13 protein-coding genes and 1 pseudogene are annotated in these 14,671 nt (G+C 42.2%); 9 read left to right on the forward strand and 5 right to left on the reverse strand.

Going from position 1 to position 14,671, the window contains the following annotated elements; genetic code table 11:
- Positions 1-30 precede the first annotated feature (30 nt).
- The 4 genes from J2X77_RS01950 (at position 31) to J2X77_RS01965 (ending at position 3,217) form a co-directional block, all read left to right on the forward strand.
- Positions 31-1,152 carry a glycoside hydrolase family 88 protein gene (locus J2X77_RS01950; protein WP_310078752.1) on the forward strand — a complete coding sequence of 374 codons (1,122 nt, stop codon included), beginning with the start codon at positions 31-33 and terminating at the stop codon, positions 1,150-1,152.
- 108 nt (positions 1,153-1,260) lie between these two features.
- Positions 1,261-1,890, forward strand: a complete 630-nt coding sequence (locus J2X77_RS01955; RefSeq protein WP_209579826.1) for a histidine phosphatase family protein — start codon at positions 1,261-1,263, stop codon at positions 1,888-1,890.
- A complete protein-coding gene (locus J2X77_RS01960; RefSeq protein WP_209579828.1) occupies positions 1,887-2,468 on the forward strand; it encodes a Crp/Fnr family transcriptional regulator in 582 nt (193 codons plus the stop codon). Before J2X77_RS01955 ends, J2X77_RS01960 begins: the two co-directional genes overlap by 4 nt.
- Before the next feature lie 68 nt (positions 2,469-2,536).
- On the forward strand, positions 2,537-3,217 hold the full coding sequence (locus J2X77_RS01965; protein ID WP_209579830.1) for a type II CAAX prenyl endopeptidase Rce1 family protein: 681 nt from the start codon (positions 2,537-2,539) through the stop codon (positions 3,215-3,217).
- 55 nt (positions 3,218-3,272) lie between these two features.
- On the opposite strand, the gene J2X77_RS01970 is transcribed toward J2X77_RS01965, so the two are convergent.
- Positions 3,273-3,740, reverse strand: a complete 468-nt coding sequence (locus tag J2X77_RS01970; protein ID WP_209579832.1) for a DUF6265 family protein — start codon at positions 3,738-3,740, stop codon at positions 3,273-3,275.
- A 224-nt stretch (positions 3,741-3,964) separates the two neighbouring features.
- On the opposite strand from J2X77_RS01970, the gene J2X77_RS01975 reads away from it, so the two are divergent.
- Together J2X77_RS01975 and J2X77_RS01980 are read left to right on the forward strand one after the other, a co-directional pair.
- Complete coding sequence (locus J2X77_RS01975) at positions 3,965-5,341, forward strand: DUF1800 family protein (RefSeq protein ID WP_209579834.1); 1,377 nt, start codon at positions 3,965-3,967, stop codon at positions 5,339-5,341.
- 20 nt (positions 5,342-5,361) lie between these two features.
- Positions 5,362-6,555, forward strand: coding sequence for a DUF1501 domain-containing protein (locus J2X77_RS01980; RefSeq protein ID WP_209579836.1), 1,194 nt, complete (start codon positions 5,362-5,364; stop codon positions 6,553-6,555).
- Positions 6,556-6,638: 83 nt separating this feature from the next.
- Here the strand turns inward: J2X77_RS01980 and J2X77_RS01985 are convergent, their stop codons facing one another.
- From J2X77_RS01985 to msrA, 4 genes and pseudogenes are all read right to left on the reverse strand, one after another.
- Entirely contained in the window at positions 6,639-7,472 is an 834-nt protein-coding gene (locus tag J2X77_RS01985; protein WP_209579838.1) for a ferritin-like domain-containing protein, read from the reverse strand.
- Positions 7,473-7,493: 21 nt separating this feature from the next.
- Positions 7,494-8,219 carry a ferritin-like domain-containing protein gene (locus tag J2X77_RS01990; protein ID WP_209579840.1) on the reverse strand — a complete coding sequence of 242 codons (726 nt, stop codon included), beginning with the start codon at positions 8,217-8,219 and terminating at the stop codon, positions 7,494-7,496.
- Positions 8,220-8,380: 161 nt separating this feature from the next.
- On the reverse strand, positions 8,381-8,884 hold the full coding sequence (gene msrB / locus J2X77_RS23660) for a peptide-methionine (R)-S-oxide reductase MsrB (RefSeq protein ID WP_409050298.1): 504 nt from the start codon (positions 8,882-8,884) through the stop codon (positions 8,381-8,383).
- A 24-nt stretch (positions 8,885-8,908) separates the two neighbouring features.
- Positions 8,909-9,484: pseudogene (msrA, locus tag J2X77_RS23665) on the reverse strand (peptide-methionine (S)-S-oxide reductase MsrA); the annotation flags it as partial.
- 353 nt (positions 9,485-9,837) lie between these two features.
- Between msrA and J2X77_RS02000 the strand changes: the two are divergent.
- The 3 genes from J2X77_RS02000 to J2X77_RS02010 all read left to right on the forward strand — a co-directional run bounded on the left by J2X77_RS02000 (position 9,838) and on the right by J2X77_RS02010 (position 14,649).
- Positions 9,838-11,844, forward strand: coding sequence for a BCCT family transporter (locus J2X77_RS02000; RefSeq protein WP_310078759.1), 2,007 nt, complete (start codon positions 9,838-9,840; stop codon positions 11,842-11,844).
- A gap of 112 nt (positions 11,845-11,956) precedes the next feature.
- Positions 11,957-12,529 carry a hypothetical protein gene (locus tag J2X77_RS02005; protein ID WP_209579844.1) on the forward strand — a complete coding sequence of 191 codons (573 nt, stop codon included), beginning with the start codon at positions 11,957-11,959 and terminating at the stop codon, positions 12,527-12,529.
- Positions 12,526-14,649 (forward strand): cation:proton antiporter, encoded by a 2,124-nt coding sequence (locus J2X77_RS02010; protein WP_209579846.1) that lies wholly within the window; start codon positions 12,526-12,528, stop codon positions 14,647-14,649. Before J2X77_RS02005 ends, J2X77_RS02010 begins: the two co-directional genes overlap by 4 nt.
- Positions 14,650-14,671: the final 22 nt, after the last annotated feature.

The following is a 14,671-nucleotide window of genomic DNA, read 5'->3' on the forward strand; positions in this document are numbered from 1 at the left end:
TCAGTTTATAAGTACATAAAACTAATTCATATGATAAAAAAGACCCTTTTGTTTTTATTGATACTTCCAGTTCAACTGTCAATCGCACAGTCGAATCTGGTAAATTTTCCGGCCGAGGCAGACCCAATGGAGGTAGGACATCGCATCGCGCATCGTTTTACCGCGGGCAAACATATGCTACATGCGGGTAAATGGATCAGCTATCCGGAGACCTTTTATTGGACGGGTGCAATTAACTATGCGCGTGTAACAAATGATGCAAAGCTGATGCAGGCAATGAAAGATCGATTTTCCAAACTCGTATCCAGCGAGCCGCAGTTGCTGCCACCGAAAAACCACGTAGACTTAAATATGTTTGGAAGTCTACCTTTGCGTCTTTACCAACTGACCAAGGAGGAAAGTTACCTCAACTTGGGCTTGCCCTACGCGGATACGCAATGGCAGGTACCAGAAAATGCGGGGCAGGAGGCTAAAAACTGGGCGCAGCAAGGATACTCCTGGCAGACCCGGATGTGGATTGACGATATGTACATGATTACCATTGTACAGACGGCTGCATTTAAAGCAACTGGTGAATCAAAATATCTCGACCGCGCGGCTAAAGAGATGGTGCTTTATTTAGATAAATTACAACGCCCCAACGGATTGTTTTACCATGCACCTGATGTTCCTTACTATTGGGGTCGTGGTAATGGCTGGATGGCCGCGGGTATGACCGAATTACTGCGCATGCTTCCGAAAGATCATGCTGACCGGCCCCGTATTTTGAAGGGCTATCTTACCATGATGGAGAGTTTGAAAAAAGAGCAGCGCAAAAGTGGCATGTGGAATCAGCTGATTGATGAAGCCGACTGTTGGGCAGAAACTTCGGGCTCGGCAATGTTTGCTTATGCGATCATAACCGGGGTAAAGCACGGCTGGTTAAATGAAAAGCAATATGGTCCCGTTGGTCGAAGAGCTTGGCTCGCGCTTGCAAAATATGTTGACGGGCAAGGAGCGGTATCGGAAATCTGTGTGGGTACCAATAAAAAGAACGATAAGCAGTATTATTACGATCGTCCTCGACATACAGGCGATTATCATGGACAGGCTGCCTACATGTGGTGTATCAATGCGCTATTGGAAACCAGCGACAATTTGTCGTTATACTAAAGTTTCGGTATTTTTGAACCACACGCTATCCATTGTGGACAGCATGCAGTGTAAGCTGACGGCAACCAAGTTGCCGTCAGCTTTTCTTAATTGCCTGCTTATATACGTATGTCTCAAAAGAAAAATATCATTACGATACAACATCCGGAATCCGTGCATCATACAAACGGCATGATTGGCTCTTGGAACGATTGGCCATTAACGGAAAAAGGGATCCAACAAGCGGAAAATATCGCTGCTAATTTAAAGTCGGAGTTTCGGGATACGAAGTTTTCCGTGTATACATCACCGCTTAGCAGAACAACCCAGACCGCTGAGATCATTGGAAAACAGTTTAATGTCGTTCCCCAAGGGGCAACTGCACTAAAAGAACGTTACCTTGGACGAGCGGTGGGGCAATCGGTTCAATGGCTTAAAGACAATATCGAGGCGGAAGAACGATCAATCTACGACAAATGTTTTAGTGATGCAGAATCCAGATTTGACGTCTGGCAAAGGATGATTCCCTTTTATGAAACAGTAATGTCTGGTAACAAAGAGAATATCATCCTTGTTTCGCACGGCGATAGCTTAAGTATCTTCAATGTCATGTGGCTTGGATTGCCGGTGGAAAGCCTTCAAACAATGGATCTATACGGAGTCAGTGGTGGCGTTTCTTTTTTGTACCAAACAGAAATGGGAAAGAGAATCATTAGGCGGATGAGCGACACTTCGTATTATAAAAGCAAAGCAATATGAAGACTCCATCTCCTGAAAACATCAAAGCAGTATTTGATACGTATTATCCCGTCGACATTAAATTTTGGGTTGAATTTGCAAAAGTGGTAGAATGTCGGAGTTTTGCAAAAAACGAAATCCTGAAGGCATACGATAAGACCGAAAAGTTTATCAACATTCTCGTTTCAGGTTCGGTAGGACATTTTGTGCCTTATCAGCATAAAGATATATGTATCAATTTATATTACGAAAACCAGCTATTCAGCGACTACCTCTCTTTCGTATCACAGCGGCCGACTGTCATCAAAACGGAATGCCTCGAAGATACAGAACTTTGGTCGGTAAGCCATCAGAATTTACAGGAGCTTTATGGAAAGTCCGACCGATCGCTCCTTATCGGTAAGGCCATTTCGGATATCATGTTTACGGCTAAACAGTCTGAGCAGATCAATCTGCTTACTTTGCCACCTACCGAAAGATACCTGAAACTGATAAAAGAGCGACCATATATCTTTCAGCGTACGCCGCTTAAAATTATCGCCTCCTATCTGGGTATAGCACCGGAGAGCCTGAGCAGAATAAGAAAAAAGATTTCTTAACTTTCGTCAAGTGTTTTTTGTTTTAATGCAGTTATTTTTAGGCATTGCAAAAAAGCTATACAAATAGGATGAAAAGAAAAATCAATTATTGGGCCGTTATTGTTTATTATATTATTGCCATCGCATGCCGCTATTTGACCAACAAAACTGAATTACTACATTCCATCGACAATCCGTATTTAAAATCCATTCTTACAGGAATGGGGCCTGCGCTTGGAGCTGGGCTTGTGTTTGTGGCTTTCAAGATAAAACCTATACTCTCCCTCAAAGGAAACTATAAGAGTCTCCTTTATCCGATTACATTATATTGGGTATTTCCGGTAGCTTTGATCAGCACGGTGTCTTATTTTTCAAAAGGTACTATTCCATATCTGACTGTTTTTACTGTCCTGATCTACGGTCTGCTGGAAGAAATTGGATGGCGGGGCTTTCTCTATCAGGAATTCAAAGCATTGAAGCCTATCTACAACATATTGCTGCTGTCATTACTTTGGTTTTTATGGCATCTCAATTTTGATTTTACGCCGGTTCAGTTCTCGTTTTTCGCCATTTTGGTGTTGGGAAGTTGGGGGATAGGTAAAGTCGCCGATGCAACGGGTTCACTGGTTGCTGTTAGTGCATTTCATTCCCTCAATAATTTCTTTCCCGGTATCAACGCTAAAAGCGGCGCAATTTTGGGTGTACTACTACTTGTTTGGGTGATTGCCTTGGTGCTCCGAAAAAAGATGAAACTGGCGGCATCAGTGTAGAAAGCCAACTGACATGTTTCAGTTGGCTTTGCTCGTCAAAGGATTGGACTGCCCTCTATTTGGAAATCTTGCTAAACTCGAAAGGAATCTGGAGGCTATCGCCTGCGACATTCGCTTTCAATTGCTCACCGTCGCGCCAGTAAGAAATCTTTTTTGGGAAGGGAAGCGAATCATTATTGCATTCGAACAGTCCATCTTTCATCATGGTCATTGTAAATGCGATAAAATCTTTCTCGTCAGGCACTTTAACCCTTAAATTCCAGTTGCCGTCAGATTTCAGCAAGTGCATGGTTTCCTGATGAATGGTGTCCATGTTTTGCAATGTAAATGCAAAGCCTGCATATTCAGAATCGTTCATTTTCTTCCAATATTCAAAGGTCTTTTTATCTTTGGCTTCGTTGGTGCGCTGCCATTCTCCTACGAGCCAATCGAAATTTTCGGACGGCTCCTTTTGACTTCCCACACATTGTATGAAAATTGGAAAAAAGGATAATGATACCCATACCTTGGTTAATTTTAGCATATGATATTCGGTTTTTAAAGGTTTGTCAACTAGTCGATTGTAAAATATGTATGAAACGGTAAGGTGAATTAGCGTATGCCCATATCTCATTAAATTTAATAAAAAATTAGAAGTTTTGAAAGTGATTGATAGTTAGACTGTTAATTTAACTTAATGTTTGTTAAATCTTTGCAGCTTTATGCTAACATGTATAAATAATTCGTTATTTAGGTATAAATGGAAGCATGATGATTTCTGATTTTATAAAAAATAAGCATCTCGCCAATCGAGCGGGATTTGGGATGAGTCTTCAGCAGATTACGGATTTTGAACAGCAATCTCCCACCGCAATATGGAAGCTATATGCGCATGCGTATCCATTCCACCCGATAAGTTTCAGTTCGGAGCAGGGGGAAGTTGATTATACGGCACTATCTCAATTGAATGCTTCTGATAAAAAGCTGGTACAGCAGCTCAACCGCAGGCGTAATATTGAAATCAATCTTAATTTTCTGAAAGCAATGGTGCATGGTGAGGACCAGCTCAGGGAGAAAATGGCTTTTTTTTGGCATGGACATTTTGCCAGCAGGGTCATTAATGCCAATTTTAGTGCGCACATCCTCAATGAAATCAGAAAACATGCCCTAGGAAATTTTCGGGACCTGCTATTTGCGGTTTCTAAAGCCCCAGCCATGCTCAACTTCCTGAATAACCAGCAGAATAAAAAGGGGTATCCGAACGAAAACTTCGCGCGGGAAGTGATGGAGCTCTTCACAATGGGAAGAGGTAATTATACTGAATTGGATGTCAGAGAGGCTGCCCGCGCCTTTACAGGGTGGTCTTACGATAAGGATGGTCAGTTTCTGGAGCGCAGAAAATTTCATGATACCGGCAGTAAAACATTTTTGGGTAAGACGGGAAATTTTGATGGAAACGATATTTTGGATAGTATATTGGAGCAGCCTGCTACAGCCCGGTTTATTAGCCGAAAGCTATACCGTTTTTTGGTCAACGAACAGGTGGATGAGGAAATTGTCTCTTTACTGAGCCGTGATTTCTATCATTCGGGTTATGATATCAAGCAACTGGTCAACAGCCTATTTACGGCAGACTGGTTTTACGATTCCAAGCATATCGGCAACAAAGTAAAGTCGCCAATAGAACTTATTGCTGGTATTATGCGCATTTTACCCATGGAGATCGCGTACCCAGAAAACCTTATTGTCTATCAGAAATTATTGGGGCAGATGCTTTTGTATCCGCCGAACGTGTCGGGTTGGCCTTCAGGAAAAGCCTGGATAGACAGCTCTACCTTGTTGCTCCGCATGCAACTACCGCAGATATGGAGCGGACTGCGCCCGCTCGACCTAGCTGTCAAGAATGACGACGACCTCGACATGGGCATGAAACAGTCAAGGGCACTGGCAAAAGCCTATAAAAATCCAAAAATTTCCATTGACTGGTCCACTGTAGAAGATAGTTTTGGGGAGAGAGACCCTTTTCGTATTTTGTTGCAGCGGCAGATATCCTTTGAAAAAGCATTACGGGATGAATATGACCGTGAAAACAGTCGAATGGCGATTATTGAAGCCATGAGTATTCCCGAATATCAGCTTTGTTAACTGTTAGAAGAACGAATACTATGATCCTTAAACGACGGCAATTTCTCAAAGCGGGGTCACTCGTGTCGGCATCGCTACTGTTGCCTAATTTCTTAAAAGCCCTATCTTCGTCCAGTGCGCTGGAAAGTCGGCATAAGGTACTGGTGATAGTGCAGCTCAGCGGGGGCAACGACGGGCTTAACACGATAATTCCGATCCGTAACGATATTTACTTTCGGGAACGACAGACGATTGCCATCAATGATGCGCTGCGGCTCACGGATGAAGCGGGTATTCATCCAGCTTTGCCATTTTTTAAAACACTTTTTGATCGTGGCGAACTGGCAGTGCTTAACAATGTCGGTTATCCCGATCCAAACAAATCGCATTTTCGTAGCATGGATATCTGGCATAGCGCGAGCCGAAGTGATGAATACTTGGATAGCGGCTGGATAGGACGCTATCTTGATCAGGTCTGTTACGACTGCGACCATCCTACGCAAGCTTTGGAGGTGAACGATATGCTTAGCCTCGCGCTCAAAGGAAGGCAACAAAAAGCGTTTGCGTTTAAAGACCCCAAAAAGCTTTATCAGACAAGTCGTGAAGCGTATTTTAAAAAGCTGTATCAGGAACATCAGCATCAACATGAAGACGAAACAGTTGCTTATCTGTACCAGACACTGGGGGATACCCTCAACAATGCCGATTATATCTTTGAACAGAGCAAAGCTAGTAAAACTGCAGCGACGTACCCAGACTCGGTGCTTGGGAAGGACCTGAAAACGGTGTCTTCGTTGATTAAATCGGATATCAATACGCAGGTTTATTATTTGCAGATCGGTAGTTTTGATACGCATATCAATCAAAATCAACGGCAGGAGAGCCTATTCCGCACGATCAACGATGCAGTAGAAGCTTTTGTAGAGGATTTAAAGAAAAATGGACTTTTCCGGCATGTTATGCTCATGACCTTTTCGGAATTTGGCCGGAGGGTGGCACAGAATGCGAGCAATGGTACCGATCATGGTACAGCCAATCAGCTCTTCTTTCTCTCGGGCGGATTAAAAAAGCAAGGATTACTGAATGATTTGCCGGATCTGACCCAACTGAATGAGGGTGATCTCCAGTATACCGAGGATTTCAGAAAGGTGTATGCTACGTTACTTAAAAGCTGGCTTAATGCCGATTCTGACAAAATATTAGGCTGGAAAAATGGGATTTATGATTTTATATGAAACATACTGTGTATGAGGTATATTATAAAAACCCTGATCTGAATAGCAGACCAGGGCTGTTTTTACAGGTAGTTTGACTTCTATTAAGCTTTGATAAATAAACCTGCAATGTTAAGTACAGCTTCTGCAGATAATGGTTCATCAAAAGATTGTGTAGCCGCATTTGTGGAGATCTTTCCCATGGAACTGGTGAGTGCCGTAATATCAACACCTGCCTGTTTTACATTATCTTCACCAGCGTATACAGTGTCGACCACGGTACCGATACCAGAATCATTTGCACCAGTGATCCAAGGTTTTTGATTTGCAGCAGCGCCCCCGCGTGCACGACGCATCTGACGGATATGCGATGCATGCCTAGCTTCAACCGAATGAATCTGCAGTGCTGCAGTAAGGACAACCCGATTGCCAACTAAGATGCCTGCTTGGCCTTTGTAAGCCCGTACACCTGTATCTTCAAACGCCTGTGCAACCGCCAAAAATGTGTCATAATCGCTAAAGACATTTCCAAAAGTGCCACCGGCTGTAAAATCAAATGTTGGCTTCGATACAGCCTTACTACCCAATACCTGTTTCAAAAAGTTGACATGGGCGACTTCATGATCCCGTATGGTCGTAATAGCGCCAAGTGGTTTACCCGAAGGAATAAGTCCAGATTTAGCAACCCCCATTGTATAATATTCGGCCTCCAAATATTCGAGCGTGAGTGCATAATTAAGGACGCCATTGACATCCGTAGGAGCGGTTGCACCGTACGCTTTTTTGAAAAGTTCACTGACAAAAAAGGGCAGCGCTGCCAAGGTTACTTTTTTACTCATGGAAGCTAGATTTTTAATAGCCTCGCGACGTGGGCTGATACGATCGCTGAACTCAGGATCTACAGCATTTATTTGGTCAAAAACATTTAAAAGATTCATGATAATCCGTATTTAGGTGAATTAATAAGTGGGTAGATCCGATACATCAATTTTAGATTTGATAAAGGGTGCGGCGGCGCTCAGGACGACACTGGGACTTTTAGCAACATCGAGTCCATTGGAATCAACAACTTCCGGGTTGGCGAAGCTGCCATTATCGATCATATCCCTTACCCAAGCGGCATGCCGCGCTTCTACCGAAACAATCTTTCCGGCCAACAGCAGGTAATTAGGGTCTTTGATAAGCCATCCAGCACCATTATATGCGGATACGCCGAGATCTTCAAATGTTTTGGCGGTTGCCAAGACATTTTCCCGACTGCTAAAATTAATACCTGAAAGATTTAATTCAAGGCTGGAGATTGCTTTGGCACCCAGCGCAACTTTAAAAAATTCACGATGTGCAATCTCGTGATCACGGATATCCGTAAAGAAGGCCTTTTCCATATCGGTCATGCCTGAGTAGGGATTATTGACCAATTGAATGTAAAAAGCAGCTTCGAGTTGCTCGAGGGCATAGGCATAATTGAGGATAGCTATATCGCCACTACCAAAATATAGTCCTTTTCCGCCGTTATCCATGTTATCATCATGGTCTTTTTTACAGCTCGACAAACCGAGAATGGCCAGCGATGCTGCACTGGCACCTGCAAACTTTAAAAAATCTCTTCTGCGGAGATCCTTTTTGTCTATTTCACCATTGGGAGTCAATAGCGAATCGTTGTGGGGAGTTGTTATCTTTTCCATAACAAAAGTCTTTTAGTTTATAATATTTTTCTGTACTTATCATCATTTACGACTTTTTGGAAAGCTTGGATTTCTAAATCCTAAATTTTTTTTATTTTTTTCAAAAAAAAACTGATGCAGACTTGCACCAGTTTTTTAAAGAAGCGTTGAAGTGATTCGTTTTACTTCTTGACCAGTAGAGGCAGATATTTTTCATAGCCTTTGGCTTTCATCTCTTCTTTGGGCACAAATTGGAGCGATGCACTATTAATGCAATAACGTAAACCGCCTTTGTCCGCCGGACCATCATCAAAAACATGTCCCAAATGAGCATCTCCGGTTTTGCTGCGTACCTCTGTGCGGCGCATACCGTGGGAGTTATCAGATAATTCTTCGACTAAGTCGGGATTGATCGGTTTGGAAAAGCTGGGCCATCCACAACCTGATTCAAATTTATCTGTCGAAACAAATAGCGGTTCACCGGTGGTAATATCCACGTAAATGCCATCTCTAAACTCATTATTGTATGCGTTGTCAAAGGCCCGTTCAGTGGCCTGATCCTGCGTTACATCATATTGCAGTGGTGTAAGTTCCTTTTTGAGCGTGCTTCTATCTTTTTTATGGTAACTTTTCGGCGCAGTAACATCTTTGGGAGCAGGGTTAGCTTTGCGCGCTAGATCAAACATCTCTGGAACGATATGGCAGTAGCCACCCGGGTTTTTGTCTAGATATTTTTGATGGTACGCCTCCGCATCGTAGTAATTCTGTAAGGGCTCGAGTTCAACAACTATTTTTGCCGGATATTTCTTGTCCAGTTCGGCTAGGCTTTCCTTAATAACTGGAATAACTGCGTTATCGGTATAGTAAATACCGGTACGGTATTGTGTTCCGATATCGTTCCCTTGTTTATTGAGGGACGTGGGATCTATTGTCTTTAAAAACAGATCTACGAGAAGCTTAAGCTCAACTATTTGTGGATCATAGGTGACTTTGACCGTTTCAGCAAAGCCTGTTTTTCCGGTGGAAACCTGCTCATAGCTTGGATTCTTAAAATTACCATTGGCATAGCCTACTTCCGTGCCCGTAACGCCGCGCACCTGTTTGAAAAAATGCTCGGTACCCCAAAAGCATCCGCCGGCGAAATAAATAACCTGATCATGCTTGGCTCTATGGTCCGCCGATTGTTTCTCAATCGGTTTGGATGGATCCGATTTCTGTGAAAACCCAAATTTGCTAAGCATAAATAAGCCTAACCCTAGTAATAGTAATAAAAATGCTTTTTTCATAGCGATTGTCCGTTCTTGTTTTCTAATATACGATGTAAAGACCCGAATTGGTTTTAATCAATTTGAAAATTGAGGATCTTGACTCCGTTATCTTACGATAGGTTTCGCTATGAATTTCCATAAAGTATTAAGGAAAAGTTTTCAAAATGGAATCCTTTTTTACCTACAGAAGACAATCTACTATTTTTTTTGGCGAACAACTACAGTTGAGTAAGATGGTTTACAAACAATTTCGCCAGTTAGTTGTTAAAACTACAATCTATTTCCGAAGTGCAATATCGTTAAGCGCACTAATTCGTAACATAAAATCTTAATTGGTTGTAAGACCGCAGTATAAACAAAACTTAATTCTTGTGAGCTTGTCAAAATCGACGTTTAATAGAGGAATTGTCATTCCAAGTCTGATCTTCATTGTAGGCGTTTGTCTATTGTCGGTGTTTTTTCCGACTTTGGCTGTCCGTATGCTAGATACGGTCAAACAATTTATCTTTGTTAACCTCAATTGGGTTTACGTATGGGCCGTTACGCTCTTTGTTATTTTCCTCCTCTACCTGATGTTTAGTAAATTTGGTAATATCAAGTTGGGAAGTAACGACAGTAAGCCCGAGTATACATTCTTTTCCTGGATATCCATGTTATTTGCTGCCGGTATGGGAATTGGCTTGATGTATTTCAGCGTTGCTGAGCCGATGCAGCATTTTTCAACGGACGCATTTGCTGGACATCACAATATTAATCGGGTTCAAACTGCTCAGCTGTATACATTTTTTCATTGGGGTATTCATGCTTGGGCGATCTATGGCGTTGTGGGACTCTCTTTATCGTATTTCGCTTATCGTTATCGACTACCGCTTTCGCTAAGAAGTTGTTTCTATCCCTTGTTGAAAAACAAGATTAATGGAAAATGGGGTAATGCCGTTGATGTATTTGCCCTCTGCAGTACGTTTTTTGGTATTACGACGACGCTCGGTTTTGGGGTGGTGCAAGTCAATGCAGGCTTGCAAACTTTAGGACTTGTCTCGGGAAATAACTTCGCTTATCAAATCTTGATTGTTGGCGTGTTGACTCTCTTATCCATCTTATCCGCAACTTCAGGGGTGGATAAGGGAGTAAAGCTTTTGAGTAAAATTAATATAATCACCGTTGTCGTCCTGCTATTGTTTGTACTTTTCTTAGGACCAACGGTTTACCTTATTGGAAGTTTTACGGAAGGAATCGGTAATTATGTGAACAATTTCTTTAGTTTGACTTTCGATACGCATGTCTATGACGAAGCTACGCTGCCGTGGTTCTACAATTGGACAATTCTTTACTGGGCCTGGTGGATATCATGGTCGCCTTATGTAGGATTATTCATTGCTAAGATATCCAAAGGGCGGACCATTCGCGAATTTATTGCGGCCGTACTTATTATTCCCACCATATTTAATTTTGTATGGATGTCTGTTTTTGGTAACAGTGCAATGTGGTTTGATCTGCATTTTGCCAAAGGTGCACTGAGTGCCTTGGCTGATAATCCTGATGCCTTGATGTTTAGGTTTTTGGACTACTTACCGTTCTCCGAGATAGTCAGCTACATGGTCATTTTGATTATCATTATCTTTTTTGTGACTTCAGCCGATTCGGGGATCTTTGTGATGAATAGCATTTCTACTAAGAATGCGGAGAAGTCACCGAAATGGCAAATGGTTTTTTGGGGTGCTTTGTTGGCAATCTTAGCACTTATGTTGTTAAATACGGGTGGACTGCAGGCATTGCAAACCATGACACTTATCACAGCTTTGCCTTTTTCGCTGATTATGTTGCTTTTTTGCGTCAGTTTGGTCAAAGCATTGACCATTGATCGAAGTTATTATGAACGTGATTTTTCGGTCAGTACGGTTCCCTGGTCGGGCGAATTTTGGAAAGATCGCCTCCAACAGATTGTCTCATTCAAAAGTCGTGAATCTGTTGAAGAGTTTATGAAGAACACCGTGATGTTAGCGTTTGAGGATTTGCAGGCGGAATTCAAGCATAATCGTATAGAAGCAAATATTCGCGAGTTTGAGCAACCCAAGCGGATACAAATTGAAATCCGGCATGACGTAATCAACAATTTTATCTATGGTGTAAAAAGCCAGGTCAAAGTGGTTTCTGATTATGTGGTTGAAGAAGAGAATCTTCCAGACTTCGACGATAATAAAACGTATTTTCCCAAATCTTATTTTGGGGATGCACGTGAGGGTTATGACGTTCAGTACTTTACGAAAAACGAATTAATCAGCGATGTATTGAAGCACTACGACCGTTTTCTGGAAATTATCTCGGAAGAGAAAAATGAAATTTTTATCAGTAGCAATGCCAATGAAAACCTCCGATGATGTTTAACGAAAGAAATCTTGTCTATTTAAAAAATAGTGGTTTTATAAGGATTTAGGGTGTTTTTAGCTCGCAAGACTACTTGACATTTATAAATATTAAAAAGTAATTAGATTGAAAAAGATACTGTATTTAACATTGTTTTCTCTTCTCATCATATCATGCGATTCGAAGGGAAGGGCAGATTTACAAAATCGTGAAGAACAGCTTGTCAAGAAAGAACACGAATTTGCGCAGAAAGAGTCCGAATACGAAGCATTGTTAGCTATGCGAGATAGTCTGCATGCGGCAGAATCCAAGCAGCTTAAGCCCGACACCATCGTTCAGCGTTGGCCAGATTCGATCGCCGGACAATGGAGCAGTAGATTGGTCTGCCGTTCGTCGAACTGCAACAATTATGTAATTGGTGACCAAAGGAACGAGCAATGGCAATTTGTGGCTGATGCTTCAGGTATTTATGTAAAGACCTATACCAAAAATAAAACGATGCGACTCTTTAAAGGTTCTTTATCGGATAATCGGATTAGCCTGGTCCAAGTACAAGACAGTATGGACGAAAGTAGGGCGAGGGTGCAAATGAACCTTGATCTGATTGGTTCTAAGATCATGCGCGGAACACAGACGGTCGGCACGAAAGGCGATTGCCAAGCAAACTTTTCTATTGAACTTACACCCACTGAAAAATGATCCTAGCCAGTATTCACCACATTACTTTTCCGGTTGAAGACCCTTTACTTAAGTTCTTTATCGAGTTGCTCATTATATTGCTGGTGCCTCTGCTACTCAATAAAATAAAAGTTCCACATCTGCTAGGTTTACTGGTTGCAGGTGCGATCGTCGGGCCCTACGGCTTCAATATGCTCTCTCGAGACAGCAGTGTCGTGGTGACGGGAACGACAGGGCTGCTTTACATAATGTTTCTAGCTGGTCTAGAAATCGATATGGGTGACTTTAAGAAAAATAAATGGAAAAGTATCACGTTCTCAATCTATACTTTTTTGGCGCCCTTTATACTCGGATTTATCGGGGGATATTATGTATTACATTTTTCGCTATCAACGTCGATTCTATTTGCCAGTTTATTCTCGTCGCATACACTGATCGTTTACCCATTGGTCAGTGGCTTGGGCATAACAAAAAATCTTGCCGTCAATATTGCCGTTGGAGGGACAATGATTACAGATGTACTTTCGCTTTTGGTATTGGCAGTTATTGTCGGCCTTTCTCAGGGCGATGTGAGCACTGCCTTTTGGATTCGTTTAAGTGTTGCTATGGTTGCTTTTGCGCTGGTTGTTCTGTTAGTGTTCCCGATTATAGCGCGCTGGTTTTTTAAAAATGTATCGGACAAGATCTCGCAATATATATTTGTAGTAGTAATGATCTATCTGGCTTCGATTTTGGCGGAGCTGGCCGGTATTGAATCCATTATTGGTGCTTTTTTTGCTGGACTGGCACTGAATCGCCTGATTCCACATACTTCCTCTTTGATGAATCGGATCGAATTTGTTGGAAACGCTATATTTATTCCATTCTTTCTGATCAGCGTGGGAATGCTAATTGACTTTTCGGCTTTTTTTAAAAGCTGGGAAACCCTGGGTGTGGCAGCGATCATGCTGGTGGCCTCTATTGGTGGTAAGTATATAGCTGCCCTGCTGACGCAAAAGACCTTCTGCCTTAGCAGGGAAGAGGGGATGCTTATATTTGGGATGAGCTCGGCTTCTGCCGCCGCCACATTGGCTGCGGTTATGGTTGGTTATAATATTATCCTTGGGCAAACGACAGACGGTGAACCTATTCGTTTGCTCAACGAGCATGTGCTGAACGGGAGTATTTTGCTGATTCTAATTTCTTGTACCATTTCATCCTTTGTGTCGATGTCCAGTGCGCAGCGAATTGCGGAGGCAGATCGGGAAGATACCATAGCAGGGGATAAGCTTCCCGATGCTCATATCCTATTGCCGATCAATACGGAACAGATGACTGAAAAGATGGTCAATTTGGGACTGCTGATTCGTACAAAATCAAAAGACGACCAGCTTTTTGCTTTAAATATCATCAGTGAGGATAAAAATGAGTCTTCTGTAAAAAATGCAGAAAGGATTCTTGAATCTGCAGTGAAGCTGGGAGCAGCGGCTGATGTCCAGTTGCAGGCCATTACCCGGCATGACAACGGAGTAGTTGACGGAATAAATAATGTGATCAAAGAAAAATCCATTTCGGATCTTATCATCGGCCTGGATAAAGATAAGGGCTTTTCAACGTCTTTTATGTATAATCTGTACAACGGCTACTTAAAAAATGAGCATGTCAATTTGATGTTGTACCGTGCCGTTCAACCGATTTCAACTGTAAAAGAGTATGTTGTGCTTATCCCGCCATTGGCATACCGGGAATCCGGCTTTTTTGAAGCGCTATCAAAAATATGGAATATTGCCCGCAATTCGAGCGCCCCACTTATATTCTACAGTACAGCTGATATCATCGAAATTCTCCATCGGATTATCAAAAAGTCTGCTGTGGAAGCTTCATTTGTTAACATATCCGACTGGAAAGAAGTGGATCAGGTTATCGGCGGACTAACATCTGATCAGGGGTTAATCGTGCTAATGGCCGACCGTAACCGTTTTTCGTATAGATCGCCTATTCATACCATTACCCAATACCTAAACGAAAATCAGATCGAAAACAATTATCTGCTGATTTATCCCTTTACTGAAAATAACAGTGATGTGTCAGAAAAGCGCGCGATTAGCAATCACCAGGATTTTGCGGAGATCGGTAAACTGATACAACGGGTATTCCGATAAACCATTTAATGATAAATGCCTA

Source organism: Sphingobacterium sp. 2149 (assembly GCF_031455655.1).
Classification (GTDB): domain Bacteria; phylum Bacteroidota; class Bacteroidia; order Sphingobacteriales; family Sphingobacteriaceae; genus Sphingobacterium.

Bases quoted from the DNA above. Each gene is read 5' to 3' on its own strand.
- J2X77_RS01980 (WP_209579836.1), top strand. From the start codon at position 5,362: ATGATCCTTAAACGACGGCAATTTCTCAAAGCGGGGTCACTCGTGTCG.
- J2X77_RS01955 (WP_209579826.1), top strand. From the start codon at position 1,261: ATGTCTCAAAAGAAAAATATCATTACGATACAACATCCGGAATCCGTG.
- J2X77_RS01970 (WP_209579832.1), bottom strand. From the start codon at position 3,740: ATGCTAAAATTAACCAAGGTATGGGTATCATTATCCTTTTTTCCAATT.
- J2X77_RS01950 (WP_310078752.1), top strand. From the start codon at position 31: ATGATAAAAAAGACCCTTTTGTTTTTATTGATACTTCCAGTTCAACTG.
- msrB (WP_409050298.1), bottom strand. From the start codon at position 8,884: ATGTTTGATCTAGCGCGCAAAGCTAACCCTGCTCCCAAAGATGTTACT.
- J2X77_RS02010 (WP_209579846.1), top strand. From the start codon at position 12,526: ATGATCCTAGCCAGTATTCACCACATTACTTTTCCGGTTGAAGACCCT.
- J2X77_RS01985 (WP_209579838.1), bottom strand. From the start codon at position 7,472: ATGAATCTTTTAAATGTTTTTGACCAAATAAATGCTGTAGATCCTGAG.
- J2X77_RS01965 (WP_209579830.1), top strand. From the start codon at position 2,537: ATGAAAAGAAAAATCAATTATTGGGCCGTTATTGTTTATTATATTATT.
- J2X77_RS01990 (WP_209579840.1), bottom strand. From the start codon at position 8,219: ATGGAAAAGATAACAACTCCCCACAACGATTCGCTATTGACTCCCAAT.
- J2X77_RS01975 (WP_209579834.1), top strand. From the start codon at position 3,965: ATGATGATTTCTGATTTTATAAAAAATAAGCATCTCGCCAATCGAGCG.
- J2X77_RS01960 (WP_209579828.1), top strand. From the start codon at position 1,887: ATGAAGACTCCATCTCCTGAAAACATCAAAGCAGTATTTGATACGTAT.